This is a genomic window from Primorskyibacter flagellatus (assembly GCF_048268605.1).
Classification (GTDB): domain Bacteria; phylum Pseudomonadota; class Alphaproteobacteria; order Rhodobacterales; family Rhodobacteraceae; genus Primorskyibacter; species Primorskyibacter flagellatus.
On the sequence record NZ_JBLWVF010000009.1, the window covers coordinates 103608 to 129390 of the forward strand.

General features: G+C 62.2%; 20 protein-coding genes. 4 read left to right on the top strand and 16 right to left on the bottom strand.

The genetic code is table 11. From position 1 onward, the window contains the following. Positions 1-247: 247 nt before the first annotated feature. The 3 genes from ACN0WV_RS11785 to ACN0WV_RS11795 form a co-directional block, all read right to left on the bottom strand. The gene (locus tag ACN0WV_RS11785; RefSeq protein ID WP_417605951.1) at positions 248-3349 is read right to left on the bottom strand and encodes an efflux RND transporter permease subunit; all 3102 of its coding nucleotides are present in this window, start codon (positions 3347-3349) and stop codon (positions 248-250) included. Beyond that, entirely contained in the window at positions 3346-4515 is a 1170-nt protein-coding gene (locus tag ACN0WV_RS11790; protein WP_417605953.1) for an efflux RND transporter periplasmic adaptor subunit, read from the bottom strand. Before ACN0WV_RS11790 ends, ACN0WV_RS11785 begins: the two co-directional genes overlap by 4 nt. Before the next feature lie 193 nt (positions 4516-4708). After that, the gene (locus ACN0WV_RS11795) at positions 4709-5908 is read right to left on the bottom strand and encodes a replication initiation protein (RefSeq protein WP_417605955.1); all 1200 of its coding nucleotides are present in this window, start codon (positions 5906-5908) and stop codon (positions 4709-4711) included. A gap of 601 nt (positions 5909-6509) precedes the next feature. Between ACN0WV_RS11795 and ACN0WV_RS11800 the strand changes: the two genes are divergently transcribed. From ACN0WV_RS11800 to ACN0WV_RS11815, 4 genes are read left to right on the top strand one after another with little or no spacing between them, the layout of a single operon-like run. Beyond that, a complete protein-coding gene (locus ACN0WV_RS11800; protein ID WP_417605956.1) occupies positions 6510-7913 on the top strand; it encodes an AAA family ATPase in 1404 nt (467 codons plus the stop codon). Between the two features lies 1 nt (position 7914). Further along, positions 7915-9006 carry a ParB/RepB/Spo0J family partition protein gene (locus tag ACN0WV_RS11805; RefSeq protein ID WP_417605958.1) on the top strand — a complete coding sequence of 364 codons (1092 nt, stop codon included), beginning with the start codon at positions 7915-7917 and terminating at the stop codon, positions 9004-9006. Between the two features lie 58 nt (positions 9007-9064). After that, a complete protein-coding gene (locus ACN0WV_RS11810; RefSeq protein ID WP_417605960.1) occupies positions 9065-9301 on the top strand; it encodes a type II toxin-antitoxin system CcdA family antitoxin in 237 nt (78 codons plus the stop codon). 11 nt (positions 9302-9312) lie between these two features. Beyond that, positions 9313-9606: a CcdB family protein gene (locus ACN0WV_RS11815; protein WP_084353705.1), complete on the top strand. Its 294-nt coding sequence runs from the start codon at positions 9313-9315 to the stop codon at positions 9604-9606. 155 nt (positions 9607-9761) lie between these two features. Here the strand turns inward: ACN0WV_RS11815 and ACN0WV_RS11820 are convergent, their stop codons facing one another. From ACN0WV_RS11820 to ACN0WV_RS11880, 13 genes are all read right to left on the bottom strand, one after another. Further along, positions 9762-11858 carry an FAD-binding protein gene (locus tag ACN0WV_RS11820; RefSeq protein ID WP_417605962.1) on the bottom strand — a complete coding sequence of 699 codons (2097 nt, stop codon included), beginning with the start codon at positions 11856-11858 and terminating at the stop codon, positions 9762-9764. Between the two features lie 113 nt (positions 11859-11971). Beyond that, positions 11972-12985: a LacI family DNA-binding transcriptional regulator gene (locus ACN0WV_RS11825; protein WP_084353706.1), complete on the bottom strand. Its 1014-nt coding sequence runs from the start codon at positions 12983-12985 to the stop codon at positions 11972-11974. A 111-nt stretch (positions 12986-13096) separates the two neighbouring features. Further along, a complete protein-coding gene (locus ACN0WV_RS11830) occupies positions 13097-13411 on the bottom strand; it encodes a Dabb family protein (RefSeq protein WP_084353707.1) in 315 nt (104 codons plus the stop codon). A 3-nt stretch (positions 13412-13414) separates the two neighbouring features. Continuing rightward, entirely contained in the window at positions 13415-15004 is a 1590-nt protein-coding gene (locus ACN0WV_RS11835) for a GMC family oxidoreductase (protein ID WP_417605964.1), read from the bottom strand. A gap of 47 nt (positions 15005-15051) precedes the next feature. Further along, on the bottom strand, positions 15052-16545 hold the full coding sequence (locus ACN0WV_RS11840; RefSeq protein ID WP_417605967.1) for an FAD-dependent oxidoreductase: 1494 nt from the start codon (positions 16543-16545) through the stop codon (positions 15052-15054). Beyond that, entirely contained in the window at positions 16546-17658 is a 1113-nt protein-coding gene (locus ACN0WV_RS11845; protein ID WP_417605969.1) for an ABC transporter ATP-binding protein, read from the bottom strand. A gap of 4 nt (positions 17659-17662) precedes the next feature. After that, positions 17663-18544 carry a carbohydrate ABC transporter permease gene (locus ACN0WV_RS11850; protein ID WP_417605970.1) on the bottom strand — a complete coding sequence of 294 codons (882 nt, stop codon included), beginning with the start codon at positions 18542-18544 and terminating at the stop codon, positions 17663-17665. Beyond that, positions 18544-19443 carry a carbohydrate ABC transporter permease gene (locus ACN0WV_RS11855; RefSeq protein ID WP_084353712.1) on the bottom strand — a complete coding sequence of 300 codons (900 nt, stop codon included), beginning with the start codon at positions 19441-19443 and terminating at the stop codon, positions 18544-18546. The genes ACN0WV_RS11850 and ACN0WV_RS11855 overlap by 1 nt, the downstream gene beginning before the upstream one ends. 60 nt (positions 19444-19503) lie before the next feature. Beyond that, positions 19504-20754: an ABC transporter substrate-binding protein gene (locus ACN0WV_RS11860; RefSeq protein WP_417605972.1), complete on the bottom strand. Its 1251-nt coding sequence runs from the start codon at positions 20752-20754 to the stop codon at positions 19504-19506. Positions 20755-20805: 51 nt separating this feature from the next. Beyond that, positions 20806-22332, bottom strand: a complete 1527-nt coding sequence (locus ACN0WV_RS11865; RefSeq protein ID WP_417605974.1) for an aldehyde dehydrogenase family protein — start codon at positions 22330-22332, stop codon at positions 20806-20808. A gap of 3 nt (positions 22333-22335) precedes the next feature. Beyond that, complete coding sequence (locus ACN0WV_RS11870) at positions 22336-23103, bottom strand: enoyl-CoA hydratase/isomerase family protein (RefSeq protein ID WP_417605976.1); 768 nt, start codon at positions 23101-23103, stop codon at positions 22336-22338. Beyond that, positions 23100-24671, bottom strand: coding sequence for an acyl CoA:acetate/3-ketoacid CoA transferase (locus ACN0WV_RS11875; protein WP_417605977.1), 1572 nt, complete (start codon positions 24669-24671; stop codon positions 23100-23102). Before ACN0WV_RS11875 ends, ACN0WV_RS11870 begins: the two co-directional genes overlap by 4 nt. Then, entirely contained in the window at positions 24668-25672 is a 1005-nt protein-coding gene (locus ACN0WV_RS11880; RefSeq protein ID WP_417605978.1) for a Gfo/Idh/MocA family protein, read from the bottom strand. Before ACN0WV_RS11880 ends, ACN0WV_RS11875 begins: the two co-directional genes overlap by 4 nt. Between the last annotated feature and the right edge of the window lie 111 nt (positions 25673-25783).

The following is a 25783-nucleotide window of genomic DNA, read 5'->3' on the forward strand; positions in this document are numbered from 1 at the left end:
AGGCAATATTACGCATGAAGTACCCTTCCTTTTCCAGATGAGGTCTGCTGTCCGCCGCTTGTTGTGCAAAGACCCTCACCAATCAATCCCGCATCGGCCAGATTACCTCATCTGGCAGATCTCGCCGGGTTTTCAACCCGTAAGGCAACAAATACCTGCTGCGCTGCGATAGGCCCGGTACATCGCCGGACCGGCGCTGGTTGACGGCGTGGGCACCCCCTGCCCTCTTCGTCCTGCCATCGGGGACTCAGGCCGCTTGGGCACGCGCCTCCGACAGCTCTCTGACCAGCCGCGCCTCTTCCTCTGCCTTCGGCGTCGAGAACCGCGCCAGCAAAAGATAGGCCACCGGCGTCAGATACAGCGTTGACACCGTGGCCAGCCCCAGCCCGCCGACGATCACCCACCCCAGCGCCTCGCGCGCCTCGGCCCCCGCGCCCGAAGACAGGATCAGCGGCACGCCCCCCAGAACGGTCGAGGTCATGGTCATCATCACCGGACGCAGCCGGATCGTCGAGGCGTCGAAAATCGCCGAACGAACGTCCTGCCCCTTGTCACGAAGCTGGTTGGCGAATTCGACGATCAGAATGCCGTTCTTCGCCATGATCCCGATCAGCATGACCAGCCCGATCTGGCTGTAGACGTTCAGGCTTTGCCCGGTCATCAGCAGGGCGAACACCGCACAGGCCAGCCCCAAGGGCACGGTGGACATGACAACGACCGCAGAGATGAAGCTTTCAAACTGAGCGGACAGCACCAGAAACACCACGAGGATGGCGAAACCAAAGGTGATGAACAAGCCGTTATTGGTCTGGTCCAACGTCGCCGCCTCGGCCAGCGGCACGATACGGTTCTGTTCGGCCAACACCTCTTCTCCGATGGACTGTACCGCGGCCAGCGCGTCGCCCAGCGACATATCGGGCGTCAGCCCCGCGGACAATTCCACCGAACGGTTCTGCCCTTCCCGGTCCAGCTCCGGCGCCACGGCGCGTTCCTCCAGCGTCACGAAACTGGACATCGGCACCATCTGCCCGTCGCCGGTCTGCACAAAGACATTCTCAAGATCGCCCGGATCGTTCACCGGGTCCGAGGTTGACACCATCTGCACGTCATAGCTGGCATCGTCGATGAAAACCGACGCAACCCTGCGCCCGTCCAGCACCGCCTGCAACGCCTGCCCCAGCCCCGAGATGTCGATGCCCAGATCCGCCGCCAGCGTCCGGTCGATCTGCACGAAAAGCTGCGGTTGCGTCTGTTCGTATTCCAGCCGCACCTGTCCCAAGCCCGGAATTTCCTGCATCCGGGCCACCATGGTTTCCGCCACCTCCGCAAGCTGATCGTAGCTGTCGCCGGTGATCGCAAAGGCCAGCCCCCTGCCCGCGCCGCGTATCCCCAAAGAGTTCGGCTGAATGGCAAAGGCCCGCACCCCGATGATGCCGCGCAGCATGCCGTTGATCTCGCCCACGATCTCTTGCTGGGCGCGGTCCCGGTCTTCCCAATTGGCCAGCGTGAACACCATGAAACCGCGATTGTCAGAGCCGAACCCGCTGATCGAGAAGATGTTGGTGACCTCGCCGCTTTCCTGAAGCGGTGTAATCAGATCCTCGATCTGGCGCATCTTCGACTGGGTATAATCCAGCGACACGCCCTGCGGGGCGGAAATGCTCAGCAACGCCACGGCACGGTCTTCCGGCGGCGTCACCTCTTGCCGGATCCCACCCGCGACCAGCGCCGCCGTGGCCGCGACGAAAACAGCGATCAGCACGATCACGGCGGGCATGTCCAGCGCCCCGCGCAAGGTCATTTCATACAGGCGCACCAGCCGGTTGCCCAGCCAGACCATCGGGCCGCGCGGGTCTTTTGTGGGCGGCTTTGTCAGCAACCGGCTGGCCAGCACCGGACACAGGCTAAGCGCCACGACCGAGGACAACAGCACCGCCATCGCCAGGGTGAAGCCGAACTCCCGGAACAGCCCGCCCGCCTGCCCCGGCAGGAAGGACAGCGGCACGAACACCGCCGCCAGCGTCGCCGTGGTGGTCACGACCGCAAAGAACACCTGCGCCGTACCGTTCACCGCCGCAGCCCGTGGCCCCATGCCGGCCGCGCGCTGCCGCACGATGTTTTCCAGCACCACGATCGCATCATCGACAACCATCCCCGTGGCCAGCACCAGCGCCAGAAGCGTCAGGATGTTGACCGAAAACCCGACCAGATAGATCGCCGCCAGCGTGCCGATCAGCGCCACTGGCAAGGTCAGTGTCGGGATCAGCGTCGCACGCACATCGCGCAGAAAGATGAAAATCACCGCCACCACGATGGCCACGGCAATCCCCAGCGTTTTCAGTACTTCGCTGATCGACCCCGAAATGAACGTCGCATCATCGGATGTGACAAAAATCTTCACGTCATCCGGCAGGCTCTGGCTGAGATCATCGACAACCGCGCGCACATTGGACGAAATTTCCAGCGTGTTTGACGTGGCCTGCCGGACAATGCCAATCCCGATGCCCTGCTGCCCGTTGGCCCGCAAAACCGTTTCGCCCGGCGCTGGTCCCAATGTCACGCGCGCCACATCACCGATGCGGACGTTCTGGCGGATTTCCAGCGCCTCGAACGCCGCCTCGGTGGCGACGCTTGCCGTGGTGCGCACATTGATGGATTGCCGGTCCCCCGCCAGATCGCCCGCAGGCGCATCATAGGCCACATCGGCCAGCGCACGCTGCACATCGCCCAGCGTCAGCCCCCGGCTGGCCAGCTCCAACTGGTCAATATCAACGCGAAAGACCGGTGTCCGGTCGCCGTAGATCTGCAAATCAGCCACCCCGTCGACCGAGATCAGACGATCCTCGATCCGGTCCTCGACAATCGCTGTCAGCTCCTGTGGTGACCGCCCGGCAGAGGTCACGGCGATCCGCATGACCGCTTGCGCATTGGCATCCGCCTTGACGATTTCGGGATCATCCGCAGCTTCGGGCAGTTGGTTGACGATCCGCGCCACCGCGTCGCGCACATCGGTCGCGGCCACGTCAATATCCACGTTGTCGTTGAATTCCAGCGTGACCCGGCTGCGCCCGAACCGCGAATTGGACGCGATGGCCCGCACGCCCGAAACGCGCCCCACGGCCCCCTCGATGCGCCCGGTCAGTTCCTGATCCACGGTTTCCGGGGCCGCGCCAGAAAATCTGGTCGTGACAGTCACAACCGGCCGGTCCACATTGGGCAGTTCCCGCACCTCGACCCCGACAAGCGCGGCAAGACCCGCCAGCACGATCAACGCGTTCAGGACGAAGGCAAGGATCGGGCGACGCACAAACAGCGCCGTGCCGGGCGACGAGATGTCAGCGCCGCTCATAGCGCATCCTTTCGGACGGGGTTGGCCACGGCATTGGCTGTTTCCTGTGGGCCCACTGGCAAGACTTCGGCCCCGTCACGCAGCGTTTGCACCCCTTCGGTCACAACGGCATCCCCGGCAGCCAGATCGTCGGATTTGACCAGAACGGAATCGCTGTTGCGCTGTTCGATGGTGACCTCGACCTTTTGCGCCTTGCCGTCCCGCACGACCCAGACAAAAGGACCGTCGCTTGACCATTGCACCGACAAAGGCGCGATCGACAGCAGCGTTTCGCCGGGAAAGCTGAGGCTGACCGAAAACGCCATCCCGGCGCGCAGAAGATCGTCAGCATTCCGCACCTTGCCCCGCACCAGCAAGGTTCGGCTGGCCCGGTCCACCACCGTGTCAATCGTGGCAATTTCGCCTTTCAGGGTCGTGTTGCGCAGGCCCAGCGGCGTGACATCAACCCCCTGCCCTTCCGCGATCTTGCCAATCACCCGTTCAGGCACGCGAAAGTCGATCAGGATCTCGGAACGGTCTGTAATCGTTGCAAGAATATCCTGACTGTTGACCCGGTCGCCCTGCGAGATGTCGATGATTCCGACCCAGCCGGAAATCGGCGCGACCACTTCGCGCTGTGACAGGTTGAACTCTGCCTCCCGCAATCCAAGTTCGGCGCTGCGCACCGCGTTTTCGGTCTCGCTCAGACGCACCTCGGTGACTGCACCGCGTGTCTGAAGCTGTTTGACGCGCTCTTCTTCCTTGCGGGCCTCGTCCAGCCGAAGCTGGGCTTGCTCCACCGCAATCTGCTCGGCCTCGTCCTCCAGCCGCGCAATCACGGTTCCCGCCTCCACACGCTGACCCGAGGCCAACGTCAGATCGGTAATCACCCCGACAGCGTTCGACCGGACCGTGACGGACCGCAGCGCGCGGCCATCCCCGATGGCGGTGATCCGGTTGGCGATGGCCCGCTCCGCCGCATCCTCTGTGACCACCTTCGCAGCCCCACCCCCGGACCATCCCGCCCCGGAAGGTGCCGCGTCAGTGGCGGCCATTTCGACCCCCAAAAGGTCAAGCAATCCCAGCTTGTCCAAAAGCGGTCTGGACTGCGGGACATAGGCCACCCAAAGATAAAGGCCGCCTGCGGCGACAATCAAAACAAGGATGAGTTGACGAAGAATATGCATTTAAGGCTTTCATCACTGTTGATGTCTTGCATCATTCAGGACCAGACTGGAAAAAGCACGTCAATTTTGCGTTCCCGCCCAGCATGCGGCCTTTGTGCAATCTCCACAGTATAGATGATTTCGAACGACTTTGCACCGCGCCCGCGCGCTTTACGCGTTCGCAATCATCCATCATTCCTCGGACGTGCTGCGATCACTCCAGATCATCGAAAGCCCCCGGCGAAAGCTCCTCCCAAAAGGCCAGAATCGCGTCCGCATTCAGCGCCGACATCCAGCCGTGCCGCTCGAAATCATCCCTCAATGACCCTTCGAGCCGCGCCAGGAAAAGCAGCTTGTCCGCATCTCTTTGGGTCGGTTTCCGGGCCGCCGCCAGATCCCGGATCCGGGCAAGCCGACGCGCGCGGGGACTGGTCGGAGGCACAGGGTTTCGCGGCGAAACCCCCTGCCCGTCCTTCGGATGCGGATTGCCGTAATCATGTTTCAGTGCCTTGGAAATATATCCCACAGCATTCTTCACCCCGCCCTGACCAGCCACGTAGTCGAGCTTCTGACCGACATAGGCTTCGCCATGTTCGGCCACCCATTGCCGCGCCAGCCGGTCACTGACGCCCAGTTCTCGCAGGCGGGCGTAGATCTCGCTGTTGCGGATGCCTTCTCCGTCATCGAGATCAAGGATCGCGAGTTGCGGATTCTCGGCTATCTGGAACCGAATATCCGTCACCGAACGGCCCATCTTGCGCACCTCCGGCGTGACCACGATGTTCGAAGTCTTGTTCACCTCGGCCACGGCGGGTTTGATGATCTTGGCGTTCAAATGCTTGTAGGTTTCGTAATACGGGCTGTCGGCCACGCCCATCAGACGGCGAAACAGGTCCAGCGACCACCAGCCCGTCGAACCTGTCCGGACGAAGCGATAACAATTCTCATACAGAGCGAGTGCATGGCCCGAGGTGAACCGCCGCTGGATGTTGAGGTTGATCAGGGCAAAGACCTTGGGATCGTGCAGCTTTTCCGCCAGCGCGGGCGAATAGGCATATTCGCAGACCCCGCCCTTCAGCTTGGCATAGGATAACAGCGCCGAGACACCCCATTCCTGTTTGCCCTCGGCGTCGAGCATATCCCATTCGGCCACCGTTTCGGCCAGACCGCGAAGCGACGCCTTGAGCGTGTCCATGTCGTTCGAATTATACCCGATCATCAAACAGAGCGTCCGGGCGTCCATTTGATGAGAGGCCTGCGACGTCAACGTATCGTAGGCGTTGAGCAGCAGCACATTGGACAACTTGCGCTGCAACAGCGTCAACTTGCCAGAAACGTGGATTGCCGCCACATGCTTCTTGACCGCACCACGGCGCAACGGGCCGCTGAGCCGATCGCGGGGGATGTCATCCATACTGACCTCGCTTGGCGGCAGAACCGCCTATGCCTCATGCACCCGGAAGCGGGCGCTTTATATCCGGATGTCTCGGGCGACTCGCCTTGCCCCGGTTGCCAATATGATCCGCGAAAAGGTATCCGCGAGCAAGAGTAAACTGGGAACCTGTGCCGGCCTCCCGTATACGGGCACCTATGTTTTGGCATACGATCGGAAAGGTATCCGTTTGCGGGATGCCTCACTTTCATCGGGCGGGCAGGGGCGACCCGATTCGCGCCTATGTGAGCCTATCAAGCCGAAAACCCGGCATTTCGAGTCGCTTGCGCCCTGTCTGACCGGATAAAGGTTCCTTGCATCCCGTAGATGGGTCCCACAATTCCCGCATCCAGCCCCCTTTCATCCCGTATACGGGCGCTGAAACGCCTCTAATTATCTGTTATAACACGGATAATTTAACCTCAAACATCTTAAAGAGTCTGAAAGAAACCAAACAGGCCTCGTTTGCTTCGTCTCTATATAAGGTTTTTGGAAGAGACGGGACTCAAACAGATTCACAATCGTTCCGTCATGTGCCATAGTTCAGCGAATATCGCGGTAAACAGCGGACATCCGAGGCAACATGGCAAAAAAACCTGGACTGTCGGGCAAGCCCGGAATTCCCCCGTATTTCAATATTGACCCGGAGACGGCTGCTGGCAAGCTTGCAGATCCGATTGATACGGCGCGGTTTGCCAAGGCGGCGGCCTTCGCTACACGCGGGCGGGATGATCTGGCGCGCCGGGGATATGCCCCGGACGGGGCCAAGCGTCTGCGCAAGTTTTCCACATGGGAAGTCTGTCGCTATCTGATCCCGGTGAATTCGGCGCATCTGCGCCGCGTTCTGCGGCAGAACCCGGAATTGCCACAGGGCGAGGGCGAGGGTGGATCGAAATGGTTCACTTTGGAAGAGATCCTGCGCCTGCGCGATTTTTTTGCCAAGGAAGGTGTGAAGGATCGCGATTACCGCGCGTGGCGCCCCGAAGGCCTGCCTGCAAAGGTCGTGGCCGTGGCGAATTTCAAGGGTGGCGTGGGCAAGACCTCGACCTGTGCGCATCTGGCGATGTCGGCCGCGCTGGATGGCTACAAGGTGCTGGTGATCGATCTGGACAGTCAGGGGTCGATGACGTCGATCATGGGCGGCAAGGTAGAGGATGAATGGCAGACGGTGTTTCCGCTGCTGGCGCGCGATTATGCCCTGCACCTGACCGAAGAGAACAGGGTGCGCGAGGCCGAGGGGCTGACACCTTTCCAATTCGATGAGACGCTGACCGAGGCGTTAGAGGTTTCGCCACGAAACCTCGTGCAGAAAACCCATTGGCCCAATATCCACCTGATCGGCGCGCAGCTGAACCTGTATTGGGCGGAGTTTCAGGTGCCGGTCTGGCGGATGCAGATGCGATCCTGGCCGCTGTGGAATTCGCTGCTGAATGCGCTGGAAGAAGGCGGCATGCTGGATGATTACGATATCGTCCTGCTCGATACCCCGCCGGCACTGGGGTATCTGACGATCAATGCGCTGACCGCCGCCGATATTCTGCTTGTGCCGCTTGGCGCATCGTTTCTGGAATTCGATTCGACGGGGCGGTTCTTTGACATGATCTATTCGACCTTCGCCTCGATCGAGGAGGGCGAAAACCGGTTGCGGCGGGCCGAAGGGCTGGACGAGGTGCGGTTCGAATGGGATGCGGTGCGCGCAATGGTGACCCGTTTCGACGCGAACCAGCAGACCGATCTGGCAAATGTGATCCAGGCCTATTTCGGCGATTTCATGACGACATATCGGCAGGAAATGACCGCCATGGTCGGACAGGCCGGAGAGCAGGTTTCGGGCATCTACGAGACCGATTATCGCGATTTCAACCGGGAGACCTATGTGCGGGGCCGCGAGACGTTTGACCGGACCTGGGCTGAGGTGAAGGAAGTGATCCTTGGCACATGGTGGCGCGATCAGCAGATGGCAAAGGCCGAGCAGGAGGACAAGTGACATGGCAAAGCGACGCAAGCTGGAGACGCCCTCGGCCGAGGATCTGAGCCGGATCGAGGCGGAACTGAAACTGGATACCGGGGCAGGGCGGGGCGGGGCGCCAATTGCCCAGGTTGCCGCCGAAAGCGCAGGCGCGTTCGACCCGCGCCCGGCCGAACAGCGGGCCGAGGCGGCGAAGAACCGGGTTGATGCAGAGCGGCTGCGCGATGCGCAGGGGCGCGGGCTGGTCATGCTTGAGGTGCCGCTGGACGAGATCGACGCCGATGCGCTGGTGCGCGACCGGGTGGTGCTGGACGTCGAAGAGATGGAAGAGCTGAAAGCCTCTATCGCGAAGGGGGGATTGCGGCTGCCGGTTGAACTGTTCGAATTGCCCGACGATTCGCGGGGGTTCCGCTACGGGTTGCTGTCGGGCTATCGGCGGCTGAAGGCGTTTCGGGATCTGCATGCGCTGACGAATGAGGATGGCTATGCGCGGATCAAGGCGGTGCTGCGCGACCCGGAGGCGATGGGTGGCACCTTTGCCGCGATGGTCGAGGAAAACGAAATCCGCGCCTCGCTAAGCCATTATGAACGCGGGCGAATCGCGGTGATTGCCGCGCAGCAGGGCGCGTTCGTGAATGCCGAGGAGGCCGTGAATGCGCTGTTCCCGGCGGCGTCGAAAGGCAAGCGGTCGAAGATCCGGTCCTTCGCGCTGATCTTCGAAGAGCTGGGCGATATGCTGACCTTCCCGGATCTCATCAAGGAAAAGGACGGTCTGAAGATCGCCGCCGCGCTGCGCGATGGCGGAGAGGCGAAACTGCGTGAGGCGCTGGCGGAACGCGTGCCGGACAGTCCGGCGGAAGAGGCCGATCTGATCGCGGCGGCGCTGGACGGGTTCGAGCGCAAGGAAGATCCCAAGAGGGGCGGCCGGCCGCGTAAGGCACAGGCGAGGGCGGAACTCAGGACGCTGGGGTCGGGCATCTCATTGCGGGCCGAACAGGACGGGGCGGGGTGGTTCATCCGGATCGGGGGGAAGCATGTCGACGGTGAACTGGTCGAGGTGGCCATGGCGGAGCTGGAACGGTTGCTCGATGCGCCGGATCGGCGGGGCTGATGGTTGATGACTTGTCAAGTGGGTCTGTGCGGTTATATACTCCTGAGATAGGCGTATAATGCGTGAGGGTGCTATGGGCCGTATCAAGGTCAATCTGACATTGGATGCCGAGGTCGCGGAAACGGCGCGGGCGCTTGGCCTGAACATGTCGCGGCTTGCAGAGGGCGCTATTCTTGAGGCCGCAAAGGTCGAGCGCAACCGTCTGTGGCGCGAGGAAAACCGGGCCGCGATTGATGCTTATGCCGAGGAGGTGGCCCGGAACGGCCTGCCCCTGGCGCAGTTCAGAAGCTTTTAGGGCAGGGGGCGGTGGCGCAGTTCGATGTTTATCGCCTGAACTCGGGCCAGCTTGTCGTCGATTTGCAGACCGATCTGATCGGGATCGAGGCGTCCCGTATCGTGGCACCTTTGCGCGAAGAGGGCCGGTATGCCGCGTTCCCGGTATTGACGCCAAAGGTGGTGATTGATGGCACGCGGTGGATCGTCCGGGTGCAAGAGCTTGCCGCCGTGCCGGGGGCCGAGTTGCGCGCGCCGATAGGGTCTTTGGCGGAAGACCGCGACGCGCTCAAGCGGGCGCTGGATGTTCTGATCGACGGGGTCTGACCGGGGGGTCGGCCCGGTATTCTGGCGGCTTTGAGACCTCTCGCCACATGATCCCCGAGCGCGACAAGTGGCAGGAAGCCGACGCTTGATGGCAAAGCCGGACGGGCGCGAGACACAGCCCGTAGCGCAAGAGCAGAGCAGGGCGTGCGTGGCGATCAGGCGCTGGGGTCCGGGGCAGGGGGCAGATCATAGATCGCCTTCGTTAGCCATGCGGGCCAGTCGCGTTCGAAAAAGGCCTTGGCGGTGTCATCGAACGGACGGTTGGCCCGGGTCGAGAGGCCGATGTCATCCTTGGTCAAACGCACGAGGATCTGCTGTTCCCCGTCTACCGCCTTTTGGCTGCGAAAGCGGAACTCCTCCAATGACCCCGCGCGTGTGACGGGCAGCGCATCGCCGTCGGTGTCGCAAATTGCACGGGCACCCCGGCTGCCGCCGCCATTGCGGATATAGTGGTCTAGCGCCGCAAGGACCGCCTGCGAGGCCAGCGCCATTTGTTGCCATTGCAGGGCACGGGCAATCTCGGCGGGCCGGTCATAGGCGAGGCCGTTTTGCCGAATATCGGCGCAGAGGGCCGTGGCGGCCTTCAGCGCTGTGCTGACCTGATCTGGCGTGCAGATGATGCCTGCGTGATCGCTCATCCTTGCCTGCACGTCGTCGCGGACTTGTCGATAGGGCAGGGGGCTGTCGGGTTTCAGGATCGCGGCGATCCGGTCCAGCGCTTCCGTCGCCGTATCCGTGATATTGTGCGTCGCCGGGGACGCCGCGCATCCCGTGGCGGCGATATGTTCGGCCGCGCGGGTGCCAAAGACCTGACCCGCGTTCAGCGCAGCGCCGCCCGGACGGGTTGCACCATGGGTGCCGGCGGCCTCGCCAATCGCGTAGATGCCACCGACATTGCTGCGCCCCCAGATATCGACGGCGATGCCGCCATTCATGTGCTGGTTGTTGACGGCAAATTCCAGCGGATCGGCAGCGATATCGACCTTGTATCGGCGATAAAGCTCTATCGCGAGCGGGTTCATGTGGCGCAGCCGGTCGATGGGCTGGTCCTGCACCGCGCCTGCCGTGCCCAGATAGGCGCTGACATCATCGTCCAACCGGGTCAGGCTGAAGGGCTGATCGCCCGGCACAGGCAGTGGATTGCGGTTGAAATCCATGAAGACGCGCCGCCCCTTCTGACCCTCGCGGAAGATGGCAAGGTCAACAAGGCTGGATTTGAAATCCAGCATCCGGCTGGCATGGAACGGCCATTGATAGCCTTTGCGAAAGATGTTCGAGACCATTTCCTGCGTGGTTCGGAAATACCCGCCAAGGAAATGATGTTCCTGGCCCGCGTCATCGACGGAATAGATATGCGGCATGGATTGCACATAGGTGCCCGACAGGTTCCACGGGAAGCCCTCGCGCCTTGTACCGATGCCGAACTGGCTTTCGGTCAGGTTGACCAGATCCAGACCGGCCTCCAGCGCCAGACCCAGCGATCCGAAACAGCCGTTGGGAAAGACGCTGTCGCGGTAAAGCTCTCCGGGGCCGCCTGCGGCCAGAACCAGCGCGGCGCAGCGAAAGGCGACAAGGCCGAGCGGGTTGTCGGGCGTCTGGGATCTGGGCTGTATCGCAAGGATGCCGACGAGATGGCGCGCGGGTCCGTCGCCTTGCGTCAGGATCCGGACGGCGGTTGTCTGGTTGAAGAAGGCAATGCCCAGGCGGATCGCCTCGCGGGCCAGAACCTGCACCATCAATCGCGAGGTGCGCGGCCCGCAGCTTGTCGCCCGGCCCACCTCGTCATGGTCGGTCTTGTAGCGCAGCGTGCCGCCAAGCGCGTCTTGCGGCAGAGGCAGGCCCAGAAATTGTAGCGACGCCATCGCACGGGTGGATCCTGTGGCCTCGATATAGGCGATGTCTTCGTCCATCGCGCCGCCCGCGCGGATCGCCCGTGCCATGGCGGTGAAATTGTCGCCCTGATCCGAGGTATTGGCGGTGTGCAGCGTCTGCTTGTCCGACCCGGAACAGGCGGATGTGCCGCCCCAGGCGCTTTGGCTGATGATCGTGACATCGCCCTCCCGGCGGGCCAGCTCGACCGCCGCGCGCAGGCCTGCGGCACCGCTGCCGACAACGACACAGCCGCAATTGCGGACCGGGATAGTGTGGCCACTGACCCGGAGGGTTTCGGCAATCTGCGGGGCAGGGGGCAGGCGCGGCATCTCTACATCGGTCAGCGCGTCAAGGATGTCTTGGGGGATAGGGTTGGTCACTGGGGCAATCCGATCGGGTTTATTGGAACGTTCCAATTATCGATACACGGCGCGCGGTTTTGCGTCAACCGGGTCGGGATCGGGGTGCTATGCTGCGTGGCGGCGTCTTGACGTCATGCGTCCGGGTTGCTGGAGGCGCGGACCACCAGGTTGACCGGGGTACGGGTCTCGGGCGGGGGCGTCTTGCCGTCTTCGAGCCAGTCGACCACGGTTCTGGCGGCCTGCTGGCCAATCGCGGCAATGTCGCAACTGACGGAGCTGAGCGCCGGGAAGGTCTGGGCAACCTCTTCGATATCATCAATGCCGACGATGCGAAAATCCGTGCCGACGTTACGCCCGATTTCATAGCACCCCGACAGCATCCCCAAGGCCACCAGATCGTTGAAGCACAGCGCGGCATCGACGGCAGGATGTTCGTTTGCCAGCGTCTTGGCGGCGTCTCTGCCGAAGGCGCGCACCGATCGCCCGGTCAGCACGCAAGGCTGCATGTCATGTTCGCGCAAAACGTCAAGATAGCCGACCTTGCGCTCTTCGGTGACTGTCCGGCCTTCGGGACCGCCGACAAAGGCGATACGGTGCGCGCCCATCCGGATCAGGTGTTCGGTCGCGGCACGGCTGCCCGCGATATAGTCGGGGGCGGAAAGCGGGAACAGGTCAAACCGTTCGTCCACCCAACGCAGCATTTGCAGGGCAGGGATGCCCGCGCGGGCAATCGCATCGAAGGTCGATGACGGGCCATAGGTGGGACACAGGATCAGCGCCGAGACCCCGTGTTCGATCATCGCGCTGACGACCTGTTCCTGCAATTCGGACTTTTCATCGGTATTGGCCATCACGGCGGAATAGCCACGCTCTGACAGCGCCATCTGAAGCGAGGTGGCGAATTCGGTGAAAAACGGGTTGCGCAGGTCATTGATCACCAGCCCGATCAGGCCCGCATTCGAGGAGCGCATATTGGCGGCGGACCGGTTGTAGACATAGCCGATCTGGGCCATCGCGGCGCGCACCTGTTGGCGGGTTTCCTCGCGGACCGAAGGGCTGTTCTGCAAGACCAGACTGACCGTGGATTTGGACACCCCGGCCTGTTTGGCAACGTCGATGATGGTGGGGCGGCGGGTGACAGTCATGGTGGTTGGTTCCCGTAAAGCCCGCCGCCCACCGTCGGGCCCGCCCGGTCAGACGCGCCGGGCCTTTGCGGCCCGGTCACATTGCCCGATGCGCCGCCCGGCTGCAATTCCCTAGTCCGTGACGGGCAGATCGAAGCACAGGATGCCAGCCTTGCCCTGATCCGCATGCTCGGTCAGTTTTGCGCCGATGGCCTGATGGTCGGGGTGATCCTGATAGGCCTGTAGCCCGTCCCAGTCGCGGAAATCCGCGACAAAGCCGTGCATGTAGCCGCGCTCCATCTGTTCGGGGCTTTCGCTGCGCCCCGAGGTGATGCCCAGCAGACCGGGCAGTTTGCCTTCGATCTGGTGAAGCTCTGCAAACAGCTCGGCGATCTTGGCTTCGGTCACGTCAGGGCGGAACCTGATCAATACGATATGTCGGATCATCTTCTATCCCATTCCATTGTCGGATTTTATCATGTCGGCGGCCTTTTCACCGATCATGATGGCGGCGGCGTTGGTGTTGGACGAAATCACCGTTGGCATGATCGAATTGTCAACCACGCGCAGTCCGTCGATCCCGTTGAAGCGCAGCCGCGTATCCACCACGGCGGCGTCATCCGGCCCCATGCGGCAGGTGCCTGCGCAATGGTGCGAGGTCTTGGCGTGACGGCAGATGAAATCGAAATAGTCCTTGTCGGTGGTCACGTCCGGCCCCGGCAGACGCTCGGCCAGGATGTATTTGCTCAGCGGCGACTGTGCGAGGATCTCTTGCGTCAGCTTCAGCCCCCGGATCGACATGTCGCGGTCCAGCGGATCTTGCAGGTAGTTCGGGTCGATCAGCGGGGCCTTGGCCGGATCGGCGCTTTGCAGCCTTACGGTTCCGCGCGAGCGTGGGCGCAGGTAGCAGGAATTCAGCGTGATCCCGCCCTGCGGCATGGCCGCGACGCCATGTTCGATGCCGGTGCCCAGCCCGAGGTGGAACTGAATATCCGGCGACCGCGCGCTGGGGTCGGCATACCAGAAGCCGCCGGTTTCAAACAGGGACGAGGCCACCGGCCCCTTGCGCCCAAACAGATATTGCAGCCCGGCAAGCGCCGCCCAGTGCGGCCTGGCGTAGCGGTCATAGCTATACGGCCCGCGAAGTTCGCTGATGCAATAGAGGTCCAGATGATCCTGAAGGTTGGCCCCGATCTGCGGCTGATCCTGCACCACGTCGATGCCCAGCGACGCCAGATGATCCGCCGGACCGATTCCCGAAAGCTGCAACAAGCGCGGCGAGCCGATGGCACCGGAGGACAGGATCACCTCGGCATTTGCAGTCAGGCGCGTGCCGTCCGCCATTTCAACGCCGGTGGCACGGCCGTTCTCGACGATCAGGCGGCGCACCTGCGCGCCCAGCTTCACGGTCAGGTTCGCACGGTGCCGGTTCGGCGCGACATAGGCCATCGCAGCCGAGGACCGGCGCGCATTGCGTTGCGTCAGTTGGTAGTAACACACACCGTCCTGTTTTTCGCCATTGATGTCCCTGTTGCGCGGGATACCAAGCTGCGCGGCGGCCTCGAAATAGGCCTCGCAGACGGGCAGGGGCGCGCGCGGTTCGCTGACCCCCAAAGGCCCGCCCTTGCCGTGAAAGGCGTTGTCATAGGTCTCGTTATCCTCGGCCTTGCGAAAATAGGGCAGCACGTCGTCATAGCCCCAGCCGGTGCAACCCATCTGCCGCCAGTCATCGTAATCCTGCGCATTGCCGCGCGTGTAGATCTGGGCGTTGATCGCCGATCCGCCACCGATCACCTTGGCCTGCGTGTAGCGAAAGACCTTGTCCTGCATGTGGCGCTGGGGAACCGTCTCCCATCCCCAACTGCCAATGCCCTTGGTCATCTTCGCAAACCCGGCGGGCAGGTGATAGAACGGGTGCCGGTCGCTTCCGCCCGCTTCCAGCAGCAGCACCTGCGCCGAGGGGTCTTCTGACAGCCGACCGGCGAGGACGGAGCCGGCAGAGCCGCCACCGATGATGATGAAATCGTAGCCTTTGGGCATGAGTCTTTTCCAAAAGAGAGGGCGGCGGGACGGGCAGGGCCCCGGTGTCACGCCGCGAAGTCGGTTTGTGCGATGTGCTCTGCCGCGCGGATCGCGAGGGCGGCGATGGTCAGCGCCGGGTTGACCGCGCCCGAGGTGGGCAGGATCGAGGCGTCCATGACGAACAGGTTGGCGTGGTCATGGCTGCGCCCGAAACTGTCGGTGACGCTGGTGGCCGGATCATTGCCCATCCGCGCTGTGCCGCATTGATGCGATGGCGTGCGCCGGTCAAAGGGGCGCGAGACGACGACCGGATAGCCCGCCTTGCGCAACAAGCGTTTGATCTTGCGCACCAGCGCGCGGTGGGTGTCCTGGTTCGAGCGTTTCCAATCCAGCACGATCTGGCCGTTTTTCAGGCTGACACGGCTGTCGGGGTCTGGCAGATCCTCGGACACGGCATAGAGATCGACGGATCGTTTTGCGATCCAGTTCGCCAGAACGGCTGGCAGAGCAGAGGAGGCGCGCAGGATCGGACCCGAGATCTTGCCCAGAAGCTGGATATTGCCAAGCGGTTCGCCACCCGGACCGCCCGTCAGGTAGAAATCGTTTACCATCAGTGTCTTCTGGTAGACGGATGGATTGGTGCGGAACGGATGCAGGGCCAGAATGGCCGAACTGTTATGGTTCATGAAATTGCGTCCGACCTGATCCGAGGAATTGGCCAGACCCGTTGGATGCGCCTCATCCGCCGAGGCCAGCAAGAGGGCCGCGCTTTGCACAGCACCTGCGGCAAGGACAACGACCCCGGCAGAGATCACCTGACCGGAGGCAAGCGCGACCCCCGTGACCCGGCCCTCTGGTCCGACAAGCACGCGGCTGACCCGGCTATTGGTGCGAAGCGACACGTTGTCATGCGCCAGCGCCGCCGCCAGACCGCCGGTTTCGGCGTCCAGCTTGCCGCCGGATGTGTTGGGATAGGCGTCCCAAGGTGTGCTGGCCCGCGACAGCCACCGGTCAAGATCGACGCCAAGCGGGAGAGAAGCAGGATGCAGTCCAACGGCTGACAGCCTGCGTCGCAGATCAGAGATCGCCGGTTCGTCCGGGACGGGGCCGAAGGAGTAGTCCGTGGAATGGGCAGGCTCTGTCGGGTCGCAGCCTGTCTGGCCGCGCACCGCGTAAAGCTGTTCGGCCTTGCCGTAATAGGGCTCTAAGTCGTTATAGCGGATCGGCCAGCCCGGCGTGGTGCCGCCGATATGGCGCAGCGGGCTGAAATCCTCGGCGCGGTAGCGCAGCAGCACCGCACCATAGAATTTTGAATTGCCGCCGACATAGTAGTAATTGCCGGGATTGAAGGGCTTGCCAGCGCCGTCCAGCCATTGTTCATCCGGGCGGTAGTGGCCCTTGGCAAAGATCGCCTCGGCATCGCGGTCATGGGCAGAGGGGCGCAGGTGATCGCCGCGTTCCAGAATGAGGATACGGCGGCCGGACGGCGCGAGCGCTGCGGCAAGCGTGGCCCCGCCTATGCCGGATCCGACAATGACGATGTCTGCCTGCTGGTGCATTCACGACACCCGTTCTTCGGTCTTGGGATCGAAGGCCACGGCCTTTTCCATGTTGATCGCAAAGGGGAATGTCTGACCGGGATGCACATCCACATCGGCGCGGAAACGACCCGTCACCTCCTTGCCGCCGAGTTGGGTGCTGACGAACGTGTCGGACCCGGCAGGCTCGGTGATGTCGACATGGGCGTCGATGACATGCACCGACTGGCTGTTGCGGTCGGCACCGTCGCGATCGGTGATGGCCTCGGGGCGCAGGCCCAGAATGATTTCGCGGCCATCGTGACGCTCAAAACCGCGCGCTTCAGGGAAGGGCAGGGTGGCGTCCTGACCGTCGGCAAGTTTCGCCTTGGCCACGGCCTTGCCATTTTCGACCGCGATTTTCGCCGGAAACAGGTTCATCGACGGCGAGCCCATGAAGCCCGCGACGAACATGTTGGCGGGGTTGTCATAGACCTCTTTCGGGGTGCCAAGCTGCTGGACATGGCCGCCAAACATCACCGCGATACGGGTCGACAGGGTCAGCGCCTCGATCTGGTCATGGGTGACATAGACGATGGTGGTCTTCAGCTTCTGGTGCAGTTTCTTGATTTCGGTGCGCATGTCCACGCGCAGCTTGGCATCGAGGTTGGACAAGGGTTCGTCGAACAGGAACACATCCGGATCGCGCACCAGCGCCCGACCCATGGCGACGCGCTGACGCTGACCGCCAGACAACTGCCCCGGTTTGCGGTCCAGCAGATGCTTGATCTGCAACAGGTCGGCCACCTTGTTCATCGCCGTGTCACGCTCTGGTTTGGGGACGCCGTGCATTTCCAGACCGAATACGATGTTCTGCCCGACATTCATATTCGGGTAGAGCGCGTAGGACTGGAACACCATCGCGATGTTGCGGTCCGCCGGGCGCACGCCGGCCATTGACTGGCCCTTGATGGCAATGTCGCCGGTGGTGATCTCCTCCAGCCCGGCGATCATGTTCAAAAGCGTGGACTTGCCGCAGCCGGAGGGACCGACCAGCACCAGAAACTCGCCTTCTTCGATCGAGATGTCGGTTTCATGCAGCACCTTGACCGCCCCGTAGGATTTGGTCGCGTTTTTGATATCGAGAAAACCCATCGGATTATCCTTTCACAGATCCGGCCATCAGCCCGCGAACGAAGTAGCGGCCGGCGACGATATAGACGAGGAGGGTGGGCAGGGCGGCCATGATGGCCCCCGCGAAATGCACGTTGTATTCCTTCACACCCGTCGAGGATTGCACGAGGTTGTTCAGCGCCACGGTCATCGGCTGGCTGTCGAAATCCGAGAACGAGGCCCCGAACAGGAAGTCGTTCCAGATATTCGTGAACTGCCAGATGACGCAGACCACGGCGATAGGCCCGGATGAAGGCAGCATGATGCGCCGGAAAATGGTGAAGAACCCCGCCCCGTCGATCATTGCCGCGCGCACCAGTTCTGTCGGGAACTGCTGGTAGTAGTTGCGGAAATACAGCGTCGAAAACCCGATGCCGTAGACAAGGTGGACAAAGACCAGCCCCGGTACGGTGCCCGCAAGCCCGACAAGGCCCAGCATCCGCGCCATCGGGATCAGCACCATCTGGAACGGGATGAAGCAGCCGAACAGCAGCAGCCCGAAGATGATCGTGTCGCCGCGGAACCGCCATTTGGTCAGCACATAGCCATTGAGCGCGCCCAGCACGGTCGAGATCGCAACCGCCGGGACCACCATGACGATGGAGTTCCAGAAAAACGGGCGCAGGCCGGTGGCCTCGACCCCGATCTGTGCGGTGGACCAGGCGCTTTTCCAGGGTGCCAGCGTCCAGACGTCGGGCAGGGCCATCATGCCCCCGGCCTGAATTTCGCTAAGCGGTTTGAGCGAGTTGACCACCATCACATAAAGCGGCAGCAGGTAGTACAGGCAGAACAGCGCCAGAAGCGTGTAGATGACAAAGCGCGATCCGGCGCCGGTGCGGACCACGGTTGCGGTTGCATTGGTGGACATCACGACTTCTCCCGCAGTTCGGAGTAGATGTAGGGCACCATGATCGCGGCAATCGCCATAAGCATGATCGTGGCCGAGGCCGCACCGATGCCCATCTGGTTGCGCGTGAACGTGTAGGAATACATGAAGGTGGCGGGGACTTCGGTGGACGTGCCCGGCCCGCCGCCTGTCAGGGCGATGACAAGGTCGTAGGACTTGATCGCCATATGCGCCAGAACCACGAAGGCCGACATGAAGGCGGGGCGCAGTTGCGGAATGACGATCCGGCGGTAAAGCGCGAAATTCGACGCCCCGTCTATCTGGGCGGCTTTCAGCACTTCGTTGTCGATGCCGCGCAGGCCCGCCAGAAACATCGCCATGACAAAGCCCGAGGTTTGCCAGACGGCCGCGATGACGATGGTATAGATCGCCATGTCGCCATCCTTGATCCAGTCGAAGGTGAAGCTTTCCCAGCCCCAACTGCGGATGACCGCCTGCAACCCGATCCCCGGATCAAGGAACCATTTCCACGCGGTGCCGGTGACGATGAACGACAGCGCCATCGGGTAGAGGTAAATGGTGCGGATGAAACCTTCTGCGCGGATTTTCTGATCCAGCAGGATCGCCAAGGCCAGCCCCAGTGCGCAGCAGATCACGATATACAGAGAGCCGAAAATCAACAGGTTGGTGATCGCCGTGTCCCAAGCGCGGATGCGGAACAGTTTGGAATAGTTTTCCCAGCCCACAAGATCGAAAGAGGGCAGGATGCGGCTGTCGGTGAAGGACAGATAGAAGGTGAAGATGATGAAGCCGTAGACGAAAATCAGAACCATCGCCAGACTTGGACTGAGAACCAGTTTCGGCAACGCTTCACGCAGCCAGTCATTGCCGCCGCGGCGGTTTCGGGCAACCTGTGCCATGGCACGTCTCCAATTGATTGGATGGGAAAGCGCCGAAGCGCTTTCCCGCAGGCACGTCGATTACTTCGAGATATCGACGGCTGTGACCAGTTCCTCTACCGCTGTCGCGGAGTCGAACTCGCCGTTGAAATGCGCGGTAATCACGTCATACATGGCGTTCTTGACCGAGGCCGGGTTGGCATGGCCATGCCCCATCGAGCCAAGAAGGTTGCCGCTGGCATCGGCTGCCTTGAAGTCCTCGTAGGCGCGCTGGCCGCAGGCATCGAGTTCACTTGCATCCAGATCGGTCCGCGCCGGAACAGAGCCTTTCACCTTGTTGAAGGCGATCTGGAATTCCGGCGACATGATGGCATTGGCCAGTGCGGCCTGCTCGTCCGACACGCCTTCGCCCTGCGAGAACATGGCGAATTGGTCAGAGTTGAAGGTCACCTGATCCTGGCTGCCGGGGAAACGGAAGCAGAGAAAATCCTCGCCGGGGACTTTGCCCGCGTTCAGGAATTCGCCCTTGGCCCAGTCGCCCATAAGCTGGAACGCCGCTTCCTTGTTGATCACCATCGCGGTCGCAAGGTTCCAGTCTCGGCCCGAGAAGTTGTCATCGACAAAGCCGCGCAGCGTGGCCATGCGGTCGAAGACCTCTTTCATCTGGTCGGAACCGAGCGCCTCTGCGTCGAGGTCGATCATTGAGGCCTGATAGAATTCCGGCCCGCCGACAGCCAGCACGACGCCGTCAAAGAAAGTGGCTTCCTGCCAGGCCTGACCCCCATGCGCGAGTGCCACGTATCCGGCATCCTTGGCCGCCTGAAGGGCCGCGACGAATTCGTCCCATGTCTGCGGCTCTTCCAGGCCAAGCTCGTCCATGATGGCCTTGTTCGCCCAGACCCAGTTGGTGGAATGCACGTTCACCGGGGCCGCGACCCACTGGCCGTCATAGGTCGAGAATTTCTGAAGCGCTGCGGGCACCACATCGTTCCAACCGCCTTCTTCGGCAATGTCATTGAGGTTGGCAAGCGCGCCTTCCTTGGCCCAGTCGGTGATGTCAAAGCCCAGCATCTGCACGGCTGTGGGCGGGTTGCCGGAGGTGACGCGCGCGCGCAGCACGGTCATCGCCTGCGTACCGCCGCCACCGGCCACCGGCATGTCCTGCCAGCCTATATCCTGACCCGACAGATCGTCCTTCAGCACGTTCAGCGCCGAGGCTTCGCCACCGGATGTCCACCAGTGCAGCACTTCGACATCCGCGGCCTGCGCCATGCCGGCCGTGGCCAGAAACGCTGCGGCAAGTGCCGTTTTTCCACCAAAATATTTATGCATTAGGTAACCTCCCATATTCACTTTTGTTTTCTGACGACCGCCGCGGCGGTGTCAGGTCGTCTTCACCCAAGGTGCCCTGCTGCGTCCGATGCGCATGACCAGTGATTTTACCTCAAGGAATTCTTCAAATCCGTAACGTCCGATCTCTCTCCCTTGTCCCGACTCCTTCATCCCGCCGAACGCAACTTCAGGAAATCCGTCCATCCATGTGTTGGTCCAGACCGTTCCCGCCTGCGCTTTGCGGGCAAAGGCAAGACAGGTGTGGACATTCTCGCTCCAGACGCCCGCAGACAAACCGTAGGTCGAGTCATTTGTCAGAGCAACAGCTTCGTCGAAATCGCGGAATGTCAGTACGGTCAGGACAGGGCCGAAGACCTCCTCTCGGGCAATTGCCATGTCGGGCGTCACGCCGCGCACAATGGTTGGCTGGTAGAATTGATCGCCCAGCCCCGGCACATTCAGGACGCCGCCGCCAAGGCAGAGTTCGGCCCCCGCGTCGACGGCGTCCTTGACGTAGCCGTCGATCTTGGCCTGATGATCTTGGGTCACGATGGCACCGACCTGGGTGTCAGGATGCATCGGATTGCCGAACACCACCTTGCGGGACAGGGCGACGACACGGGCTATGAAATCATCCGCGATGTCTTCGTGCACGATGATCCGGCTGGATGAATTGCAGCACTGGCCGACGTTGAAATACACGCCGAAGGTCACGGCATCTGCGGCGGAGTCCAGATCGGCATCGGCAAAGATCACCTGCGGGTTTTTGCCGCCAAGCTCCAGCGCGACTTTCTTGAGCGTTTCGCCCGCCGATTTGGTGATCGTCTTGCCGACGGCGGTAGACCCGGTGAAGGTCACCATGTCCACATCCGGATGCGTGCTGAGCAGGCTGCCGACCGGCGTGCCGTAACCCAGAACGATATTGCAGACGCCGGCAGGCAAGCCCGCCTCTTGCAGCATCTCGCCCAGCATGGCGGTGGTCGAGGGCGTCATTTCGGACGGTTTGACCACGCAGGTGCATCCGGCGGCCAGCGCGAAGGGCAGTTTCTGGCTGAGGATCCAGAACGGAAAATTCCACGGCGTGATGATCGAGACAACGCCGATTGGCTCTTTGAGGACCATCCCCAGAATATCTTCGCCCAGCGTGTTGTGGCTGTCGCCATGCGACGTGCGGGCCAGCGAGGCCGCATAGCGCCACAGGTCCGCCGCGCCGCCGCATTCGCCGCGCGACTGCGAAATCGGTTTGCCGCTTTCCAGCGTTTCGATCACGGCGAGCCGCTCTTCGTTCTGTTCGATCAGGTCGGCGACCTTGTTTAGAACCGCCGCACGATCCTTAGCCGACAGGCCGCTCCAGCGGCCATCGTCAAATGCGGTGCGGGCGGCGTTGATCGCGGCCTCGGCCTCGGCCTCTGACCCAAGTGCGGCCTGACTGACAACAATGCCATGCGAGGGCGAGACGCGGTCCGATTTCCGCCCATCGGCGCTGTCGATATATTCACCGTTGATGAAATGCCGGGCCTGATAGGGCGCTTGCGGCATGTCGATGGTCTGTTCAGAGAGAATGTTGAGATCCAGCATGCGTTATCTTCCCGAGAAGTCTGGTTTGCGTTTGTCGCGAAAGGCGGTCACGCCCTCCGCCCGGTCATCCGTCGCGGCGATTGCGGCGCTCCCCAAGGCTTCGACCATGGCGGCCCTGTCCTCGCCCTGCGCGGCGTGGATCATCGACTTTGCAATCTCGACCGCGCGGGGCGACAGGGTCATCGCGCGTTCCAGCAGCGTTTCCGCCACTGCGCGGGGATCATCGTCCACGGCCGCGACAAAGCCGCAGGCCAGCGCACGGTCGGCCTTGATGCGGTTGCCGAACAGCGCCATTTCCTTGACCATCGGTTCCGGCAGCAGGCGCGACAGCCGTTGCGTGCCTGACCATCCGGGGACGATGCCGACGCTAGCTTCGGGCAGGGCCAGTGCGGCGGTGGGCGCCATCACCCGGATGTCGCAGGCGGCGGCAAGTTCCAGCCCGCCGCCAAAGGCGTGGCCCTGCAATACCGCGACGGTGGGTTTTGACAGGCGCGCCAGCCGGTCGAATATCCGGTGGCCGTCGCGCACCCAATGGCGGGCAAATTCGGCGGGGCCAAGATCGCCCCAGCCGTTGATGTCAGCGCCGGTGCAGAATGCGCGGTCGCCCTCGGCGGTCAGGATTACGGCGGCAATCGAGATGTCGCGTTCGATTACCTCAAGATGGTCGGCCAGTTGGTCCAGCATCTGGACGGAAAAGGCGTTCATCTTGGCCGGATTGTCCAGCCGCAGCTCTGCAATTGCGCCGTGGTGGATAAGGTGAACGGCGCTCATTGCCCCCATCCCATCGGCGCATCCGCCAACAGCGAGAGTGGCAACGTGATCGCATCCTCGGCAAGTGTCACGCGGCCGCCGGACGCTTCGACAATGTCGCGCGCCGGATCAATACCGGGCATGATTTCGGTGGCGATCAGGCCGGTGTCACCCAGGCGCATGACGCAGCGCTCTGTGATATAGAGAACCTCTTGTCCCAGCTTGCGGGCGCGCGCGCCCGAAAAGGTCACATGCTCCACCGCTTCGACCATCTTTGTGAACTTGCCCGGTGCCTTGACCTTGATGCCTTGTGCGGACAGCTCGATCTGTGCTCCGGCCTCGAACCAGCCCGAGAACACGATTTTCTTCGCGCCGGAGGTTATATCGACAAAGCCGCCGCACCCTGCGGTGAGGTAGGGTTTCTTGCCCAGTTTCGAAACGTTGACATTGCCTTCGACATCGACCTCGAGGAAAGACAGGAAGGACACGTCAAACCCGCCGCCCTGAAAATAGATGAATTGCTGCGGGGAGGGCACGAAAGCGTCGGCATTGGACGCGCAGCCAAAGGCAAACCCGGTCAGCGGCACGCCACCGACGGCGCCCTGTTCCACGGCCCATGTGACCGCGTCGGGATGGCCTTCTTCCAGCAGGATGCGCGGCACCATGGCGCTGATCCCGAAGCCGAGATTTGCGGTCATGCCGGGCTTCAGCTCCATCGCGGCGCGGCGGGCGATGATTTTCTCGACACCGGGTTCGGCATGCGCAAAGCTGTCCCACGGGCGCATGACCTGACCGGAAATCGCCGGATCATAGGGCGTTTCGCAGGTCTGTTTCTGGTCGGGGTCGATGACCACCAGATCCACCAGATGCCCCGGCACCCGCACGTCATGCGGACGCAGTGACCCGCGCTTGGTCACTTGGCTGACCTGAGCGATGACCAACCCGCCATGATTGCGCACGCAGATCGCCTGTTCCAGCCCGCCCAGATACGCGCCTTCGTGTTCATAGGTCAGGTTGCCATGTTCATCCGCCGTGGTGGCGCGCAGGATGGCCACATTCGGCACGATATTCGGGAAGTGCAGCCATGTGTCGCCATCGAATTCGACGCGTTTGACAATAGCGGCTTCGGCCCCGCGGTCGTTCATCGCACAGCCTTCGCGGACCGGATCGACAAACGTGTCCATCCCCACCTTGGTCAGCACGCCGGGCCGGTTGGCCGCCGCTTCGCGGGTCATGTCGAACAGGATGCCCGACGGCACGTTATAGGCGGCAACGCGGTTTTCGACGACCATGCGCCAGATCTCTGGCATCGGTTTTGACGACGGGCCCGACGGATAAGAGCCGCCCAGAATGCGCGCCAGAAGCCCATCCTTGGCAATATGATCGACGCCTTTCACCCCGTACATGTCGCCGGCGGCAATCGGATGTATGCTGGTCAGGTTTGTCGGGTGGCCTTCGGCGTCGAAACGTTCGCCGAGCGCCTTCAACACCAGATCCGGGCATCCGAGGGCGGAGGAGGACGACACTGTCAGCGTGGCGCCGTCGGGGATTTGCGCGACGGCATGTTCTGCGCTGGTGACCTTTGTCATGCGATTTCCTCGTATTTCAGTGTCTGGCGTTGGCCAGTACGGGCAGAGGTGCGAACGGCCATGGCGACCTGTAGCGATTTTATCCCGTCCAGCCCCGTGGCCGCAGGCGTGCCATTGCCCGACACGGCCTCACAGAACCGGCGCACGGATTCGTCGTAGAGGTTGTGGTTGTCGAACGGCACGGGTTTGCGTCCGGCGGCTGTGACCATTTCGATTTCGCCGTCCGGGTTCTGACCCATGACGCCCTTGGCAAAGATCGACCCGTCGGTTCCGTGTATTTCGATGCCCGACCCGGCGAAGGGGTGGGTGAAGCTTTCGTGGCTCATCACCATCGCGCCCGACGGCATGGTCCAGACCGACATCGCCGAATCCTCGACCCCCTTGCCCATACCGGACACGCCCATCTGGGCCGCGACATCCTGTGGGTCTTCGCCGAGGATGAACCGCACGAGGTCGGCGTTATGCACGGTAATATCGGGGATCACCCCGCCGCCTGCGTCCGGATTGTCCAGCCGCCAGCCGCGCAGCCCTTCGGGCAGATGCACGGCATGAAACACGCGCATGGACAGAACCCGACCGATAGCATTGTCGCGGATCAGCGACCGGATCGCCCGGTGGCTTCCGGCGCAGCGCAGATGGTGGTTGGTCGCAAAGACGACACCGGCGGCCTTGGCCGCGCGCACCATCGCAGTTGCGCCCTCAATGGTGGTGGACAGGGGCTTTTCACACAAGACATGCTTGCCGGCGGCAATGGCTGCAATCGCTTGCGACTGGTGTTTTTCGTTCGTGGACGAAATGTAGACAGCATCAATCGACGGGTCGCCCAACGCCTCATCCAAATTCGACGTGGCACCGGGGATATCGTTCTGTCGCGCATATTCCGCCGCGCGCTCCTGCGAGCCGCTGACAACCCAGGATACCCGACCTGCGCCTTGCGCACGGATGGCGCCTATCATGTAGTCGCGTGCAATGGTGCTTGCGCCGATGAGTACCCAGTTCACGATAGCCTCCCGCATTTTGGAACGTTCCATACGTTAGTGGAACGTTCCAGTTTTAGTCAAGAGAGAATCTGATGCCACGCTAATCGGCTGCCGCATGCTTGCGCGAGGCAC